This is a genomic window from Streptomyces sp. NBC_00582, from assembly GCF_036345155.1.
Lineage (GTDB): Bacteria > Actinomycetota > Actinomycetes > Streptomycetales > Streptomycetaceae > Streptomyces.
Map to the genome: position 1 here is coordinate 7,295,541 of NZ_CP107772.1, position 17,122 is coordinate 7,312,662.

Here is a 17,122-nt window from a genome sequence, read left to right on the forward strand (position 1 = left end):
GCCTAACTAATGAATATGGCCCGTACGGCGTGCCGTACGTGAGAATGGGTGGATGCCCACGACCGCGCCCACGCAGCACACGACCCTGCGGATCGGCCCGCACGCCGTCCAGCCGCCCGTAGTCCTGGCCCCCATGGCCGGCATCACCAACGCGCCCTTCCGCACCCTGTGCAGGGAGTTCAGCGGCGGCAAGGGCCTGTTCGTGAGCGAGATGATCACCACCCGGGCGCTGGTCGAGCGCAACGAGAAGACCATGCAGCTGATCCACTTCGACGCGACGGAGAAGCCGCGCTCGATCCAGTTGTACGGCGTCGACCCGGCGACCGTCGGCAAGGCCGTCCGCATGATCGCGGAGGAGGACCTCGCCGACCACATCGACCTGAACTTCGGCTGCCCCGTCCCCAAGGTGACCCGTAAGGGCGGCGGCTCGGCGCTGCCCTACAAGCGGAACCTGCTGCGGGCCATCCTGCGGGAGGCCGTGTCGGGGGCCGGGGACCTCCCGGTGACGATGAAGATGCGCAAGGGCATCGACGACGACCACATCACCTACCTCGACGCCGGCCGCATCGCCGTGGAGGAGGGCGTCACCGCCATCGCGCTGCACGGCCGCACCGCCGCCCAGCACTACGGCGGCACCGCCGACTGGGACGCCATCGCCCGGCTGAAGGAGCACGTCCCGGAGATCCCGGTCCTCGGCAACGGGGACATCTGGTCCGCCGAGGACGCGCTGCGGATGGTCCGCGAGACCGGCTGCGACGGTGTGGTGGTCGGACGCGGGTGCCTGGGCCGGCCGTGGCTGTTCGCGGACCTGGTGGCCGCGTTCGAGGGGAGGGACGACTTCCGCAGGCCGTCCCTGCGCGAGGTCGCCGACGTCATGGTCCGCCACGCGACCCTGCTCGGCGAGTGGATCGGCGACGAGTCCAAGGGAGTCGTCGACTTCCGCAAGCACGTCGCCTGGTACCTCAAGGGCTTCGCGGTCGGCTCCGAGATGCGCAAGCGCCTCGCCATCACCTCCTCCCTCGAGGAACTCCGGTCCGGGCTGGACGAGTTGGACCTCGACCAGCCCTGGCCCACCGGCGCCGACGGGCCCCGCGGCCGTACGTCCGGCAACAACCGGGTGGTGCTGCCGGACGGCTGGCTGAAGGACCCGTACGACTGCGCGGGCGTGGGCGAGGACGCGGAGCTGGAGACCTCCGGCGGCTGAAGCCCTGACCGGGCTCAGCCGTTCTTGGGGTGCGGGGTGGAGCCGTAGGCCGTCAGGAAGCGGTCGCGGAACGAACTCATCTTCCACACCGGGGCGTTGTGCGCGGGCTGGAGGCCGTCGGTCCAGTTCCAGCTCGCGATCTTGTCGAGGACCTTCGGGTCCTTGGCGACGATCGAGATCGGCACGTCACGGCTGGCGTTCTGGCCGCTGACCCGGGAGATCGGCTGGTGGTCCCCGAGGAAGACCAGGACGGTGTCGTCGGTGCCGTAGCGCTCCAGCCACTCGGTGAGCGCGGTCACCGAGTACTGGACCGACTTCCCGTACTCCTCCTTGGACTTGGTGGAGTCGGCGATGATGTCGGACGCCTTCTTGCCGGCCGCCTCGATGCCCTGGAAGATCGAGCCGTCACCGAGCTCGTCCCAGCCGACCATCTTCGGGATCGGCGCCCAGGGCTGGTGGCTGGAGGTCAGGATGATCTCCGACATCAGCGGCTTGTCGCGCTTCTTGCTGTGCTCCAGCTTCTGGAACGCCTCCAGCGCGTACTGGTCCGGCATCGTCGACCAGCTGAACTTCGGCCCCTGGTAGCCCATCTGGAACGCGTTGTAGACCTTGTCGAGGCCGTAGAACGTCGCCTCAGGCCAGCCCTTCTGGACCCCCGGCATGACACCGACGGTGTCCCAGGCACCCGACTTCTTGAACGCCTTGGTCAGGGACAGGTGGTCGCTGGCCATCACCGTGCGGTAGCGCTGCTGGTTGTCGACCCACAGCCCGGACAGGGTGGTGGAGTGGCCCAGCCAGCTGCTGCCGCCGTACGTCGCCGAGGTCAGCCAGCCGCTCTTCGCGTGGAAGCCGGCCTTCGCGAGGGCCTCCGTGCGGGCCGTGAGGGTCGCGTCGACGCCGGGCGCGATGACCGGGTCCTCGATGGCGCTGCGGCCGTAGCTCTCGATGAACGTGAAGATCATGTCCTTGCCGCGCAGATCCGGTACGAGCTGGTCGGCCGGGGTGTTGCCGAAGGTGTCGCTGCGGGCCTCCTCGCCGAACGCGGCCTCGTCGCGGATCGTCGCCCGCACCTGCCGGGCCTCGGACTCCAGCCGGTTCGCCACGCGCTCGGAGGCGACCGGGATACCGGCGTACTGGAAGCCCAGCACCGAGCAGGTGATCCAGGCGGTGCCGGCGATCAGGGTGCCGCGGGTGGCGCGCCGGGTGTCGCGCACCAGGACGTTGCTCAGCCGGACCGTGGCCAGCGCCATCAGTGTGATCACCAGGACGACGAGCAGGACGACCCCGACCGCTGCCGCGAGAGCGGCGGTCTTGCCCAGCGTGTCCGCGAGGTAGGACTGCGCGTCGTCCAGCAGGCCCCAGTCCAGGACCAGGTTGAAGTCCCGGCCCAGGTACTCCATGAAGCCGATGTCGAGCAGGTTCAGCACGGTCAGCGCGCCCAGCACCGCCCCGCCGAGCGCCGCCAGCGCGATCCGCGGCCGCCGCGGCAGGGCGAGCAGCACCGCCGCCCCGATGATGGCCTCACCCGGCAGCCGGACGAACCGGTTGACCTGCAACGCGGCCATCCGATTCGGCAGCAGCAGGGCCCCGATCACCAGCACGAGCGACAGCAGGGTCACCCCCCACCACACCACCCGAGCGACCCGCGGATGCCGCTCCCGCCAGGCCCGCACGTACGCGATACGGGCCCGGAGAGAGGGGTGCTCGTCGGAACCGACATCGGCCGGGTGGTCATCACCGGCGTCGGGCCGGCCGGGGGCGCCGGGTTGTCCGGTGGCTTCGGCGTCGTCGGCGTCGGGCTGGTCGGGGGAGTGGACCTCGGGCTGGTCGTGAGCGTCGGCCCCGGGCCGGTCGGGGACGCTTTCGGACTGCTCCGGGAGGGCGTCCGCGCCGGGCTGTCCGGGCTCCTCCGGGAGGGCGTCCGCGCCGGGCTGTCCGGACTCCTCCGAGAGGGCGTCCGCGCCGGGCTTTCCGGGCTCCTCCGAGGGGGACTCGGCTGCGGACTCCTCGACGACGGCTTCGGCGCGGGGCGCCGGGACGGCTTCGACGCCGGCGACCGGGGTGTTGGCGGGCGGGGCGGGTTCGGCATCGGCCTGCGGGGCGTCCGCAGGCGCGGGGCTCTTCGAGGCCGCCTTGGCGGAATCGCCGGCGCGCTGCGACGCCTCGGCCTCTACGGACTTCGCTGGTTCCCCGGCTCCCGCCGACTCCGCCGGGTCCTCACCCACCCCTGATGCCCCCGTCCTCACGTGGTCCTCGGGCGTGGTGGAGGGCACCGTCGTGTCCTCGGGGTCCTTCGAGGTCGGTGGCTGGGTTGAGCGAGTGGAGACAGGCACCCGAGGGTCCTTCCGTACGAAGCCCGGTGGTTCGGCGGATCCGGCGCGGGAAGCCGGATCCGCCTCAGTTTCGTACGGCCTGCCCCCGGCCCGCGTTCAGCCCCCTCGGCCAGTGCTCGGCAAACACCGTGCAAACCGCACGCCAAGCACCCCGCCCGGTCAGGGCTACGCGCCGCCGACGGCCGTGAGCAGCGCCAACGGGGCCGCGGCCGCCCGCGACTCCCGTACGCACGCGTGCGGGTACGGCACCGGTTCGGCGTGGGTGTCACGGCCGTATCCGGCGAGGACCTCGGGAAGCCGGTGCCCGGTCGCCGTCGCCGCGTCGATCAGCGCGCGGGCGACCGTACGGGCCTCGTCGTGCAGCCCGTACCGCGCGAGCCCCAGCGTGATCAGCGCGTTGTCGTGCGGCCAGACCGAACCGCGGTGGTAGGAGAGCGGGTGGTACGCCGGCTGCCCGGCGGCGAGGGTCCGCACGCCCCAGCCCGAGAAGAAGTCGGCTTCCAGCAACCGCCGGCCGACGACCTCGCCGTACTCCTTGTCCAGCAGCCCCGACCACAGCAGATGCCCGGCGTCGGAGGCCAGCGCGTCGACCTGGCGGCCCGCCCCGTCGAGCGCGAGCGCCGGGAACGACCGCTCCGGCATCCAGAAGTCCCGCTGGAAGCGGTCGCGCAGATCGGCGGCCGCCTGTTCGAGGAGAGCGGCGTACGTGCCGTCCTCCCACGCCGTGCGCGCCACCCACGCCGTGCGGCGCAGCGCGTCGTACGCGTACCCCTGCGCCCCCGCCGCCATGACCGCCCCGGTGGCGCGGGTGCCGTCGGCGGAGCAGATGGCGCCGGGGGAGTCCTTCCAGTTCTGGTTGGCGAGGCCGCCCTGGTCGGCGCGGTAGACGAGATAGCCGCGGGAGGTCAGCCCGCCGTGGTCGAGCATCCAGGCGATCGCCGCGCGCGCGTGCGGCTCCAGCCGGCGGGCCGTCGCCGTGTCGCCGGTGTGTTCGACGTATGCCCCGAGGACGACGAGGAAGAGCGGCGTCGCGTCGACCGAGCCGTAGTACCGCCCGAACGGCACCTGCCCGAAGTGGGCGAGCTCGCCGTGCCGCACCTCGTGGACGATCTTGCCGGGCTGGGCCACCGACGGCGCGTCGGTCTCGGTGGCCTGGGCGGCGGCGAGGGCCGACAGCGTGGCGGCGGCCAGCTGCGGACGGTAGGGGAGTGCGAAGAGGGAGGTGAGGAGCGCGTCACGGCCGAGGAGGGCGAGGAACCAGGGCGCTCCGGCGGCCGGGACGCGCAGCTCCTCGCCGTCCGGACCGGTCGCCTGGACCTGGAGCGTGGCCAGATCGGCGAGCCCTCGAACACAGGCGGTCGCCAGTTCGGGCCATTCCGTGGGAAAAGCGACACCTTCCATGAACTCGCCCTCAAGCGCAAGGAGCTTTTCAGCCATCGCGGAAGGAGAGCGGGGGACCCGCAGCGTACGTTTCTCGCCATGCGGCCGGGCCATCACGCGCAGGATCAGCTCGGCGCTGCCGTGCGCCTCCAGCTCCAGGGTCCACACCAGCCGACGGGCGCCGGTGCCGGTCTCCTCGACCGCGTCCGGCGCGGGCTCGGCGCTCACCGTCGTACAGGACCGCCACTCCCCGCGCCGGTAGCCGAACTCCACACCGTCGTCGAGGACCTCACGGCGGCGCACGACACCGGTCTTCGCGTACGTGCGGTGGTCGGAGCGCAGCTCGAACTGGTCCGTGAAGTCCGCGTCGACGGTCAGGGCGAGCCGGACCACGGACGGCACCGGGCGGTTGCTGACCACCCGGACCGACTCCACGAAGGAGCTGTCCCCGACGGCCTGCTCCCGGAAGAGCGTGCAGGACGGCGGTTCGTTGCGCCCGCCGCGCGGGACCAGCACACAGCGGGTGGTGTCCCCGCCCGCGACCGGCGCCAGTTCCTCCGGCACCGCGCCGTCGACTGTCAGCTGCCAGCGGCTCAGATGCCGGGCGTCCCTGACGAAGAGCCCCTGCGGAAAGGAGCCGGCGCCCCGTACTCCGCTGATGTCCCCGCGCTCGCCGACGGCGGCGAACGTCCCGCCGTACACGAGCAGATGATGCCGGTCCGTCATCCCCGGTCCCCTCCCTTGTCGGTCGTGGTGTGCTGGTGGAGCAGGTCGAGCGTGAGCGCGGCGGTCCAGCCGAAGCCGGTCGCGCCGCAGGCCTCGCCGGTGTACGGGTCGACGTACTCGGCGAAGTCCGAGGTGAGCGCGGTCTCCAGGACGGCCTCGCGCAGCGCGTCCGCGTCCGCCCGGTGGCCGTGCAGCCGCAGACCGCGCTCCAGGAGCCAGGCCGTGTTGAACCAGGCGGGGCCGCGCCAGTAGCGGTGCGGGTCGAAGGCCTCGCCGAGCAGGTCGTAGCTGGGGACGAGACGGGTCGTCGTGCCGACCCCGAAGTGCGGCCCCTTCAGGGTGCGCACGACGGCCGCGGCGACCTCGCGCGGCAGCTCCGGCACGAGCAGCGGGACGAGCCCGGAGACCCCACGCTCATGGACCTGGCCCCCGCCGCCGCGTGCGAGCGCGGAGCTCCCGCGTCGGTGGGCCGGCCCACCGACGGCGCCGCCGTGCACGTCACGGCAGAAGAACATGCCCTCCGCCGGGTCCCACAGCCGTTCCACCAGCGCCGCCGTCAGTCGCTGCGCGCGGACGTGGCGGGCGGTCGCCGTCGCCCCCAGCTCCTTCGCGATCCGCGCGAGGGCGTGCTCGGAGGCGATGAGCAGCGCGTTGAAGGAAGGATCCTCCACCGCGAAGCCGCCGCCGCCGTCGGCGTACCCGGCGTCCCGGTAGTCCGCGGCCAGCCGGACGTACCGCCCGTAGTCGAGATCCGTCGGCCGGTCCTCGGCCGCCCCGTGGTCCAGGTCGGCGCGCCGGAAGGAGCGGGACGGGGCCGGGACGACCCGGGCGAGCGGGGCGTCCCAGCTCGGGGCGTTGTCCATCCCCTGCTCCCAGGGGTGGACGACGCAGACCAGCCCGCCTCCGCCGAGGTCGCGCCGGTGCAGCAGATAGCGGTGCCAGGCGGCCAGCCGTGGGTAGACCCGGGCCAGGAAGCCCCGCGCCCGGGACAGTCCCGGGTCGGCGCGGTGCACCAGCCAGGCCGCGAGCGCGTGCACCGGTGGCTGCACGATGCCCGAGGTCTGTACGGTGCGCGGGGCGCCCGCAGCGCGCCCCGCGGTCGAGGAGCGCCAGAAGTCGGGGCTCGGGAAGTAGGCGTCGAGCGGCACGGAGGGGTTGAAGACGATGTGCGGGATGCGCCCGTCGCCCCACTGGGCGGCCAGCAGCGTCTCCAGCTCGGTCTGCGCCCGCAGCGGCGAGACATGCCGCAGGCCGATCGCGATGAACGCCGAGTCCCAGGACCACTGGTGCGGGTACAGCCGGCGCGAGGGCACCGTCGAGGTGCCTGTCCAGTTGGCCTCCAGCACCTTCACCGCGCCGTCGTGCACCGCTCTGAGGTGCGGCGGACCCGGCGGAGCCGCCGGATCGTATACGACGGCGAACTCCGCCGGGCGGGCGATGAGCTGGGCGGTGCGATCCACTCGGGGCTCCCCGAAAGACGTCAAGGCCCCTTGGTTCGGAAGGGGCTACCGTAGGGTTACGTCTATTTAACACGCAAAACTCAATATGTAATGCAAGCTTGAGAAACACAAGGGGGTGCGCATGACTGGGCGTCCGGGACGGACCGGCAGGGCGGGTGGTCAGGCCAGCGCCGGAGAACTGCTCGAACTGGTGCGCAGCGGGCGGGCGACGACACGCGGCGCCCTGCAACAGGTGACGGGCCTCTCCCGCGCGACGGTCGGGCAGCGTCTGGACCGGCTCTTCCGGGCGGGCTGGCTGCGCGAGGGCGCCGGCGGGCCGGTCGACTCACCGCTGGGCGGCCGCCCCTCGATCACCCTGGAGTTCGACGACGACCACGCGGTGGTGCTCGCGGCCGACCTGGACACCCGGCACGCCCGCGCGGCCGTGCTGTCCCTGACCGGCGAGATCCTCGCGGAGCACTCCGGCACGCTGGTCGTCGAGGACGGCCCGGACACCGTCCTCGACGAGCTGGGCGGCTGGTTCGCCGAGCTGCTGGAGAAGGCGGGGCACCGGGGGCGGGAGGTCTGCGGCATCGGCCTCGCCGTGCCGGGCCCGGTGGACAGCGAGTCGGGCCGGGTGGTGCAGCCGCCGATGATGCCCGGCTGGGACGGCTACGACATACGCGGCCGTCTCGCGAGAGCCTTCACCGAACGCACCGGGGCGCCCGGGCCACCCGTCCTCGTCGACAACGACGCGAACCTGATGGCGTACGGCGAACAGCGCACCGGACACCCCGACTGCTCGGCGTTCGTCCTGGTCAAGGTGTCGACGGGCATCGGCGCCGGGGTCGTGGTCGACGGCTCGGTCTTCCGGGGGATCGACGGGGGAGCCGGCGACCTCGGACACATCCGGGTGGGCGCGGAGGCGCTGTGCCGGTGCGGTTCCTACGGCTGTCTGGCCGCCGTGGCCAGCGGGGGCGCCGTCGCCCGGAAGCTGGCCGAGAACGGGGTGCCGGCGGCCTCCGGCTCGGACGTGCGGGACCTGCTGGCGGCCGGGCACCCGGAGGCGTCGGCGCTGGCGCGGGAGGCGGGGCGACGGGTCGGGGACGTCCTGGCGACGGTCGTGACCCTGCTCAACCCGGGGGTGCTGATGATCGCGGGGGACCTGGCGGGCACTCCCTTCCTCACCGGGGTGCGCGAGCTGCTCTACCAGCGGGCGCTGCCGCGCTCGACCGCCCATCTGGAGGTGGTGACCTCGCGGCTGGGGGAGCGGGCGGGGCTGGTGGGAGCGGGTGCACTGGTCGTGGAGCACCTGTACGCACCCGACCGGGTGGAGGAGCGGTTGCTGGCCCTGGGTGTGTGAGGGACGCTCGTGAGTGCACCGCGGACCGTCCGGATGGTGAAATCCGAGCCGCTGTGACAGCGTGATTCTCGCCACCCTTGAGGGGGGTAATGCTCAGATGAGCGGATCATGGATCGAATGCACTTCTCCAAGGGGTGGCACTGCGTGCCACCCCTCGATCGTTCATCGATCGAAATCAGACGTGTGGGACGGCTGCTCATCTGAGCGGATAACCGCACCTGTGGGCCCCTCTGTGTTCAAGAAGTGAAAACATAAGCCCGTCTTCGCTTGCCAAGCCTTGACTTTCGATCCACTGGCGGACGACCGGTTACGGGCGCATGACGCACAAGTGGACGTACCCAGAAGCCTTTGATCTGGGTATGTTCCTCGCCGTCAGGGCAGCCACCGCGTCCTCGAGGAGTCGAGACCCGTGTCGGAAAACAAAGAACCCCACGTAGTGAAGTTCGTTTACGACTTCACCGAGGGCAACAAGGACCTCAAGGACCTCCTGGGTGGCAAGGGCGCCAACCTCGCCGAGATGACCAACCTCGGCCTCCCGGTCCCGCCCGGCTTCACCATCACCACCGAGGCCTGCAAGGTCTACCTGGAGAGCGGCGCGGAGCCGGCGGCACTGCGTGACGAGGTGAGTGCGCACCTCGACGCCCTGGAAGAGCGGATGGGCAAGAAGCTCGGCCAGGCCGACAACCCGCTGCTCGTCTCGGTCCGCTCCGGCGCCAAGTTCTCCATGCCCGGCATGATGGACACGGTCCTGAACATCGGCCTCTCCGACAAGTCGGTCCAGGGCCTCGCCCAGCAGGCCGGCGACGACCGCTTCGCCTGGGACTCCTACCGCCGCCTCATCCAGATGTTCGGCAAGACCGTCCTCGGCGTCGACGGCGAGCTCTTCGAGGAGGCCCTCGACGCGGCGAAGGAGGCCAAGAAGGTCACCGTCGACACCGAGCTGGAAGCGGCGGACCTCAAGAAGCTGGTCACCAAGTTCAAGAAGATCGTCAAGACCGAGGCCGGCCGGGACTTCCCGCAGGACCCGCGCGAGCAGATGGACCTCGCGATCAAGGCCGTCTTCGACTCCTGGAACGGCGACCGCGCCAAGCTCTACCGCCGCCAGGAGCGCATCCCCGGCGACCTCGGCACCGCGGTCAACGTCTGCTCCATGGTCTTCGGCAACCTCGGCCCCGACTCCGGCACCGGCGTCGCCTTCACCCGCGACCCCGCCTCCGGCCACCAGGGCGTCTACGGCGACTACCTGCAGAACGCCCAGGGCGAGGACGTCGTCGCGGGCATCCGCAACACCGTCCCGCTCGCCGAGCTGGAGCAGATCGACAAGAAGTCCTACGACCAGCTCCTCGGGATCATGGAGACGCTGGAGAACCACTACAAGGACCTCTGCGACATCGAGTTCACCATCGAACGCGGTCAGCTCTGGATGCTCCAGACCCGCGTGGGCAAGCGCACCGCCGGCGCCGCCTTCCGCATCGCCACCCAGCTCGTCGACCAGGGCCTGATCGACGAGACCGAGGCCCTGCAGCGCGTCAACGGCGCCCAGCTCGCCCAGCTGATGTTCCCCCGCTTCGACGAGCACGCGAAGGTCCAGCAGGTCGGCCGGGGCATCGCGGCCTCGCCGGGCGCGGCCGTCGGCAAGGCGGTCTTCGACTCGTACACCGCCGTGAAGTGGTCCCGCTCGGGCGAGAAGGTCATCCTCGTCCGCCGGGAGACCAACCCCGACGACCTCGACGGCATGATCGCCGCCGAGGGCATCCTGACCTCGCGCGGCGGCAAGACCTCCCACGCCGCCGTCGTCGCCCGCGGCATGGGCAAGACCTGTGTCTGCGGCGCCGAGGAGCTCGAGGTCGACACCAAGCGCCGCCGGATGACGGTCCCCGGCGGACACGTCGTGGAGGAGGGCGACGTCATCTCCATCGACGGCTCCTCCGGCAAGGTCTACCTGGGCGAGGTCCCGGTCGTCCCGTCCCCCGTCGTGGAGTACTTCGAGGGCCGGATGCACGCCGGCGCCGACGACGCCGACGAACTGGTCGAGGCCGTCCACCGGATCATGGCCTTCGCCGACCGCAAGCGCCGGCTGCGCGTGCGCGCCAACGCCGACAACGCCGAGGACGCGCTGCGCGCCCGCCGCTTCGGCGCCCAGGGCATCGGCCTGTGCCGCACCGAGCACATGTTCCTCGGCGACCGGCGCGAGCTGGTCGAGCGGCTGATCCTCGCGGACACCGAGACCGAGCGCGAGGAGTCCCTCAAGCAGCTCCTGCCGCTGCAGAAGAAGGACTTCGTCGAGCTCTTCGAGGCGATGGACGGACTGCCCGTCACCATCCGCCTCCTCGACCCGCCGCTGCACGAGTTCCTGCCCGACATCACCGAGCTGTCGGTCCGCGTGGCGCTCGCGGAGTCCCGCCAGGAGCCGCACGAGAACGAGCTGCGCCTGCTCCAGGCCGTCCACCGCCTCCACGAGCAGAACCCGATGCTGGGCCTGCGCGGCGTACGCCTCGGCCTGGTCATCCCCGGCCTGTTCACCATGCAGGTCCGCGCCATCGCCGAGGCCGCGGCGGAGCGCAAGAACGCCAAGGGCGACCCGCGCGCCGAGATCATGATCCCGCTCGTCGGCACCGTCCAGGAGCTGGAGATCGTCCGCGAGGAGGCCGACCAGGTCGTCGCCGAGGTCGAGGCGGCCACGGGAGTCTCCCTGAAGCTGTCGATCGGCACCATGATCGAGCTGCCGCGCGCCGCGCTGACCGCCGCCCAGATCGCCGAGGCCGCCGAGTTCTTCTCCTTCGGCACCAACGACCTCACCCAGACGGTGTGGGGCTTCAGCCGCGACGACGTCGAGGCCTCCTTCTTCACGGCCTACCTGGAGAAGGGCATCTTCGGGGTCTCCCCGTTCGAGACGATCGACAAGGACGGCGTCGGCTCCCTGGTCAAGGCGGCGGCCAAGGCGGGCCGTGAGACCCGACCCGACCTCAAGCTCGGCGTCTGCGGCGAGCACGGCGGCGACCCCGAGTCGGTGCACTTCTTCCACGAGGCGGGCCTCGACTACGTCTCCTGCTCCCCCTTCCGCATCCCGGTCGCCCGCCTGGAGGCCGGGCGCGCGGCCACCCAGTCGGAGGGCAGCGACCACCGCTGAGCCCCTGAGGGGCCTTTGAGCCCCGGAGCCGTCGTCGGTCCCCGACCCTCAGTACCGATCGGCGGCGGCTCCGGCACGCAAGAGGAGGGCGGCACCCTGTGCGGGGGTGCCGCCCTCTACCCGCCCATCCGCAGCCTCGCCCAACTGGGCCTGCTGATCACCGCGGCCACGGCCGGCGCGGAACGCCTGGTGGAAATCCTGGACACCCGCCCCGCGGTGACCGACCCGCAGGGCCCGGCGGACCGTTCCACCGGCCGCCCGGACGGCGTCATCGAGATGAAGGACGTCACCTTCGGCTACCCCGGCACGGACTGCCCCGCCCTGCGGGGCCCCTGTCCTTCTCCGCACACCCCGGCGAACTCCTGGTCATCACGGGCCCCAGCGGCGCCGGCAAATCAACGGTCTCCAAACTCCTCCTGCGCTTCTACGACCCGTACGACTGGAGCGCGTCGTGGGCGGGGCCGGTGGGGTGAGGCGGGCGGCACCCGGATGGCGGTTTTCGGGTGTCCGGAATTCGATCACCTGATGTGGTGGTGATGGGGTAGGCAGATCGTTTCTCTCTGTTTTCATTGCATTACAGTCCGTGATCGCAGGGGCCTGCTGGGGCCCTGCTGATCACGGAGGTAGGCATGAAGAAGGTAGTGCTCGGGCTGGCGACGGCTGGTCTGGTGCTCAGTGCGGCGGTGACGGCGTTTGCTTCGCCGGTGAAGGGTGGCATCCCGGCGCTCACGTCCGACGGCATCGCTTTCACCGAAGGGCGATACAAGTTCAATCGGCCCGGAACCAACCACGGTGCTTTCGAATGGCGGGGCGTTCTGACCGACGTGCTCAGCGGCGACGGGCACAACGTCTACGTCGAGGCCAAGGTCGAAGGGCACGACTGGCTGCGCTACTACGGCAAGCAGCGGCGTTCGGTTCGACTCCACAAGTCCAACTGGGACGGTGCCCAGCGTTACACGGGCAACGCAAGGCTCCGTGCGTGCCGAGACCGTGGCAGCCTGCACCCGGACAACTGTGCGCCGGAACAGATCTACTCGTACAACTGGGACCGTGGCTGAGCCTGTCGGACATTCCGAGCCCAGGGGGACGAATCTGGGCTCGGGCTCCTGATTGGAGAACGAGATCAACACGACAGAAGTCCTGTGCGCCAGGGGAGTCGAACTCTTCTACGGAGCGACGCAGGCAGTCCGAAACGCAGAGATCTCCCTGGGGCGGGGGGAAGTCGCGGCGATCACCGGCCAAAGCGGATCCGGTAAATCGTCGTTGTTGTACTGCCTGGCCGGAGTGCTCCCAGTGGCCCGAGGTGAGGTCCGCTTCGAGGGACGTTCGCTGGGCTCCCTTGACGACGAGGAGCTGAGTGCCATCCGGCGCGAACGGTTCGGGTTCGTCTTTCAATACGGCGAACTGTTGCCCGAGTTGACGGTGGCGGAGAATACGGCACTTCCCCTCCGCTTGGCTGGACAGCGTAAGGCCAAGGCCCTTGCGATGGCCGGCGAAGTCTTGGGGCGGCTCGGCCTCGGGGATCTGCGGGACCGGCGCCCGTCGCAGGTGTCCGGAGGGCAGAGCCAACGTGTGGCGGTTGCCAGGGCGTTGGTACACAGACCGGCCGTCGTCTTCGCCGATGAGCCCACCGGTTCGCTGGACAGCAAAAATGCCACGACCGTTCTGGAGGAGTTCCTCAGCCTCGCGCGTTCCCAGGGAACGGCTGTGGTGCTCGTGACACACGACCCGCAGGTGGCAGCCCGGGCCGACACCCGCTACACCATGCGTGATGGCGTGCTCGCCGCGCAGACCCGGGAAGCGTCATGAAGGAACTCCTCCTCGGCCTCAAGCTGTTGTTGGGCAGCGGCCGGGGCAACCGGGTCCGATTCCTGCTCATGACGGTGGGCAGCGCGATCGGTGTGTGCTGTCTCGCTGTCGTACTCGTGATTCCGGGCATCCTGGCCGCACAGGACGCCCGCAAGGCAGCCCGTGAACCGGACTGCTCGAACGGGATGGGTAGGTGCCTTTCGGTAAGCGGAAAGGGTTTGTCCCTCACCAGGGTGGACCCCTACGGTTCCGAGCCGTTCATTCGCATCTTTGTGGCGTTGGAAGGCAAACCCATCGCCCCACCGCCCGGGCTGCGTGAACTTCCCGGCCCAGGTGAAGTGATCGTGTCTCCTCGCCTCCATGAAACGCTCAAGAGCGACCCCGGGTTGGCCCGGCTCTTGCCGGGGAAGGAACGCGGGCTCATCTCCGCCGAGGGTCTGGCTCACCCCGATGAGCTGTACGCCTACATCGGCACCACCCCTGAGACGCTCAAGGCCGGCGGGCACCTGACCCGATTCGGAGATGAGTACACCCGATTTCCCACCGTGGAGCCTTCGACGCTCGACATCCTGCGCTTCACCATGGCGGGTGTCGTGCTGCTTCCGCTGGCTGTCTTCCTCTCCGTATGCGCTCGGTTGTCAGCCGCCTCGCGCATGAGGCGACTGGCTGCGTTGCGCCTGCTCGGGCTCAGCCGCAAAGGCACGCAGCGCGTCAACGCGGCCGAGACCGTGGCTGCCGCCTTGCTGGGGGCGGTTCTGGGCCTCGGTGCCTACTGGGTTGTCAATCAGATGATTGCGCGAATCGGCCTGCCGGGCTTCAGGTGGTATCCGGCAGATGGATCGCTCTCCGGACCGACATTCCTCGCCTGTCTCGTGGGCTGCCCGGCGCTCGCCTGGTTCGTGGGCCTGATCGGAGCGAGGAAGGCTGCGGCGAACCCATTGGAAGTACGTCGCAGTGCCGTCGAGAAGGCGCCTCGTCTGTGGGGGCTCCTTCCGCTTGTTCCCGGACTGGGCATCGTCACCGGTTACTGCGTGGCCGGCGCTACGGGGAACGCGCCCTCGGACACCGGGCTCTCCTCGTTCCTGATGCCGCTCGCCGTCGTGCTGGTGGGCACTGGCCTGGTGCTGTCGTTGCCGGTTTTTTCCCGTGCCCTTGCTCGGAGGGTGGCCCGTTCCACGACTTCGCTCTCTCTCAGCCTTGCGATGCGTCGCAACGAGGTGGAACCGGGCGGGGCCCTGCGCGTGGCGACGGGCTTGGTGCTGCTGGTCTTCGCGGCGTCGCTCACCCAAGGCGTGCTCATCGAACTGGATCAGGTGTCCAAGAACACTGCGCCGGTCCAGCGCTACAACATGGCGCTCGACGACGTCCCCAGTTATCGGGAGTCGGCCCTCACCCGACTGCCAGGTATCCGTAGTCATGTCATCGAGGCGTCATCATGGGCTGACCAGCAGCAAACGGAAGAAGGCCCCCAAATCAACGCGCTGATCGCCACCTGTGCTCAGCTGCGCAAGATCGCGTCCGTGTTGGAGAACTGCGTTGACGGACGCCCCGCGCGGTTGATGGTGCCGGGGACCACGTACGACGAGCCCAGCAAGCCGGGCAACCGGTTCTCCTTCCACCTGCGCAACGCCAAGGGGGAGCGGCGAGTCATGACGGTGGAGGTGCCACAGCGGACAGTCCGGTATCAGGACGAGCTGGCAGTGGAGATGGCGTACAGCGGCATGCTGCTGATCCCTCCCTCCACCCTTCCTGCCGGCTTCCGGCCTGCGGAGAGGGATGCGACGCTTTCTCTCCTCAGCGATGCCGGTCCACGAACGATGCTCTCCGTACTCGGAGGTATCGCGGAGGTCGACCCGACGATCGAGGTCGAACCGGTAGGGGTGGTCGTCACCTCCCTGGAGCAGATCACCGTCGTCAAGACCCTCCTCGCCGTAGGCATGGTCCTCGGTCTCATCATCGGCGTCGCGGCCTACCTGGTCGCCGCCACCGACAGAGCCGTGGAACGGCGGTCGCAGGTCACCGCGCTCGCGCTGCTCGGGGCCCGGCCCCGGACGCTACGGGCTGTTCAGGTCGCGCAGGTCGTGCTGCCCTTGGCCGTCGGACTCGTTCTGGCGGTCGTGACCGGGAAGATGGCCGAGTCCAGTTACCTGGTGACCGGGGGCGGGGCCATCTTCTGGGACGGGGCCGGGCTGCCCCTGCTCGTCGCCTCCGCGCTGGGAGTCGTCCTGATCGCCGCCATCGGCGCGTTGCCGCTCGTCGGGCGGCGCATCGACCCCGAGCTGATCCGACGGGACTAGTGGTCGGGAAGGTGTGGGGTGGGTGGAGAGGGGGCGGTATCGCTCGGGTGCCGTCCCTCTCTGTGGGCCGGGTTTACGCTGATCGGGCAGTCAACGTGCCTGGATGCGGGGGGAGATCGCGGTGTACGAGTCCGAGCGGGTCTGGCGGGATGTCGATGACTACTTCGTCGAGACGCTCGTCGGTGAGGATGAGGCGTTGGTCGGGGCCCGGGAGTCCGGGCGGGGGAGTTCGATGCCTCAGGCGGAGGTGGCGCCCAATCAGGGGCGGTTGCTCGCGTTGTTGTGTGGGATGGTCGGGGCGCGGAGGGTGTTGGAGTTCGGGACGTTGGCCGGGTACAGCACCGTCTGGCTGGCCCGGGCCGTGGGGGCGGAGGGGCGGGTCACCTCGCTTGAGCTCGAGGCGCGGAACGCCGACATCGCCCGGGGGAACCTGGAGAAGGCCGGGGTCGCCGAGTGGGTCGATGTGGTCGTCGGACCCGCGGCGGAGTCGGCCTGGCGGCTCGTCGAGGAGGGGGTCGAGCCGTACGACTTCGTGTTCATCGACGCCGACAAGCCCAGCAACCCCGAGTATCTGAAGGCATCCCTCGCGCTCACCCGGGTCGGGAGTGTGATCGTCATCGACAATGTGGTGCGGAATGGTGCCGTCGTCGATGACGGCAGTTCCGACGAACGGGTGCGGGGCGTGCGGGCCGTGCTGGACGACATCGCCCGGGACGGACGGCTCGAGGCGACCGCGTTGCAGACCGTGGGGGCGAAGGGGTGGGACGGGTTCGCGATCGTGCGGCGGGTTCGCTGACGGGACGGGGGCGCGGGGCCTGCTGTTATTCGCAGGCCACTCCGTCCCCGTCCCGGTCCAGGTGGCGGTCGTAGCCGGGGTCACCCGCGTACAGCGGGGTGTCGCCGGCCGCCCGGGCCTCGCTGCAGTTGGCGTAGTAGACGGTCGAGTTCTCCGACGTGTCGTCCGAGTCCGACGCGCTGTTCGCCTGCGCCGTCACCGTCCTCGTGACCTTCACCGTCTCCGTGGCGGTCACCGTGGTCGCCGGTTCGGGAGCGGGGGTCTCGGTCGTCGTCGCCGTGGCCGTCACCGTCACCGTGGGCCGAGGAGTCGCAGCCGCCGGCTTCTGCGTGTCCTCTCCGTCGGAGCCGATGACGGTTCCGAGGAACAGGGCCAGGCCCAGGGCCGGGATGACGAAACGCTTGCGGGCCCAGCGGGGGCGCAGGGAGGCGGGGGTGGGTGGAGCGGTGTAGGGATTGGTCATGGCGTCCCCCGTCGGGTGTGGTGTGGGAGACGACGGTATGGCTGGAAAGTGGGGAGTGAGGGGGAAGTGTTCGTTCTGTGACCGTCCGGCCGTCTGCGGACGCTGACGGCGGACCGAAACCGACGGTGACCCGGGTCGACGCTGACCCGGGTCACCGTGGGGCTTCGCGAGCGAGAGCCAAC

Annotated in this window: 11 protein-coding genes and 1 pseudogene; 8 read left to right on the top strand and 4 right to left on the bottom strand. The window is 70.3% G+C overall.

Going from position 1 to position 17,122, the window contains the following annotated elements:
* The first annotated feature begins 52 nt into the window (after positions 1-52).
* Positions 53-1,204 carry a tRNA dihydrouridine synthase DusB gene (dusB, locus tag OG852_RS33035; protein ID WP_133911782.1) on the top strand — a complete coding sequence of 384 codons (1,152 nt, stop codon included), beginning with the start codon at positions 53-55 and terminating at the stop codon, positions 1,202-1,204.
* Positions 1,205-1,218: 14 nt separating this feature from the next.
* Here dusB and OG852_RS33040 read toward each other — a convergent pair whose 3' ends face one another.
* The 3 genes from OG852_RS33040 to OG852_RS33050 form a co-directional block, all read right to left on the bottom strand.
* Positions 1,219-3,537, bottom strand: coding sequence for a CDP-alcohol phosphatidyltransferase (locus OG852_RS33040; RefSeq protein WP_443064587.1), 2,319 nt, complete (start codon positions 3,535-3,537; stop codon positions 1,219-1,221).
* Between the two features lie 165 nt (positions 3,538-3,702).
* Positions 3,703-5,643 (bottom strand): amylo-alpha-1,6-glucosidase, encoded by a 1,941-nt coding sequence (locus OG852_RS33045; RefSeq protein WP_330349860.1) that lies wholly within the window; start codon positions 5,641-5,643, stop codon positions 3,703-3,705.
* Positions 5,640-7,103 carry an MGH1-like glycoside hydrolase domain-containing protein gene (locus OG852_RS33050; protein WP_330349861.1) on the bottom strand — a complete coding sequence of 488 codons (1,464 nt, stop codon included), beginning with the start codon at positions 7,101-7,103 and terminating at the stop codon, positions 5,640-5,642. The genes OG852_RS33045 and OG852_RS33050 overlap by 4 nt, the downstream gene beginning before the upstream one ends.
* Positions 7,104-7,224: 121 nt before the next feature.
* On the opposite strand from OG852_RS33050, the gene OG852_RS33055 reads away from it, so the two are divergent.
* From OG852_RS33055 to OG852_RS33085, 7 genes and pseudogenes are all read left to right on the top strand, one after another.
* On the top strand, positions 7,225-8,445 hold the full coding sequence (locus OG852_RS33055; protein WP_208117118.1) for an ROK family protein: 1,221 nt from the start codon (positions 7,225-7,227) through the stop codon (positions 8,443-8,445).
* 409 nt (positions 8,446-8,854) lie between these two features.
* Positions 8,855-11,575 (top strand): pyruvate, phosphate dikinase, encoded by a 2,721-nt coding sequence (gene ppdK / locus OG852_RS33060; RefSeq protein WP_133911787.1) that lies wholly within the window; start codon positions 8,855-8,857, stop codon positions 11,573-11,575.
* A 114-nt stretch (positions 11,576-11,689) separates the two neighbouring features.
* Positions 11,690-12,009, top strand: a pseudogene (locus OG852_RS33065) (ATP-binding cassette domain-containing protein); the annotation flags it as partial.
* A 195-nt stretch (positions 12,010-12,204) separates the two neighbouring features.
* Entirely contained in the window at positions 12,205-12,633 is a 429-nt protein-coding gene (locus OG852_RS33070) for a hypothetical protein (RefSeq protein ID WP_330349862.1), read from the top strand.
* Positions 12,634-12,685: 52 nt separating this feature from the next.
* The gene (locus tag OG852_RS33075; protein WP_330349863.1) at positions 12,686-13,384 is read left to right on the top strand and encodes an ABC transporter ATP-binding protein; all 699 of its coding nucleotides are present in this window, start codon (positions 12,686-12,688) and stop codon (positions 13,382-13,384) included.
* Positions 13,381-15,681, top strand: coding sequence for an FtsX-like permease family protein (locus OG852_RS33080; RefSeq protein ID WP_330349864.1), 2,301 nt, complete (start codon positions 13,381-13,383; stop codon positions 15,679-15,681). The genes OG852_RS33075 and OG852_RS33080 overlap by 4 nt, the downstream gene beginning before the upstream one ends.
* Before the next feature lie 103 nt (positions 15,682-15,784).
* The gene (locus OG852_RS33085; protein WP_133918253.1) at positions 15,785-16,477 is read left to right on the top strand and encodes an O-methyltransferase; all 693 of its coding nucleotides are present in this window, start codon (positions 15,785-15,787) and stop codon (positions 16,475-16,477) included.
* 25 nt (positions 16,478-16,502) lie between these two features.
* On the opposite strand, the gene OG852_RS33090 is transcribed toward OG852_RS33085, so the two are convergent.
* The gene (locus tag OG852_RS33090; protein ID WP_330349865.1) at positions 16,503-16,940 is read right to left on the bottom strand and encodes an excalibur calcium-binding domain-containing protein; all 438 of its coding nucleotides are present in this window, start codon (positions 16,938-16,940) and stop codon (positions 16,503-16,505) included.
* Positions 16,941-17,122 lie beyond the last annotated feature (182 nt).

What these genes read in the sequence shown, in the direction of transcription:
- dusB (WP_133911782.1), top strand. Translation starts at nt 53, where the DNA reads ATGCCCACGACCGCGCCCACGCAGCACACGACCCTGCGGATCGGCCCG.
- OG852_RS33055 (WP_208117118.1), top strand. Translation starts at nt 7,225, where the DNA reads ATGACTGGGCGTCCGGGACGGACCGGCAGGGCGGGTGGTCAGGCCAGC.
- OG852_RS33090 (WP_330349865.1), bottom strand. Translation starts at nt 16,940, where the DNA reads ATGACCAATCCCTACACCGCTCCACCCACCCCCGCCTCCCTGCGCCCC.
- OG852_RS33085 (WP_133918253.1), top strand. Translation starts at nt 15,785, where the DNA reads ATGCGGGGGGAGATCGCGGTGTACGAGTCCGAGCGGGTCTGGCGGGAT.
- OG852_RS33080 (WP_330349864.1), top strand. Translation starts at nt 13,381, where the DNA reads ATGAAGGAACTCCTCCTCGGCCTCAAGCTGTTGTTGGGCAGCGGCCGG.
- OG852_RS33045 (WP_330349860.1), bottom strand. Translation starts at nt 5,643, where the DNA reads ATGACGGACCGGCATCATCTGCTCGTGTACGGCGGGACGTTCGCCGCC.
- OG852_RS33070 (WP_330349862.1), top strand. Translation starts at nt 12,205, where the DNA reads ATGAAGAAGGTAGTGCTCGGGCTGGCGACGGCTGGTCTGGTGCTCAGT.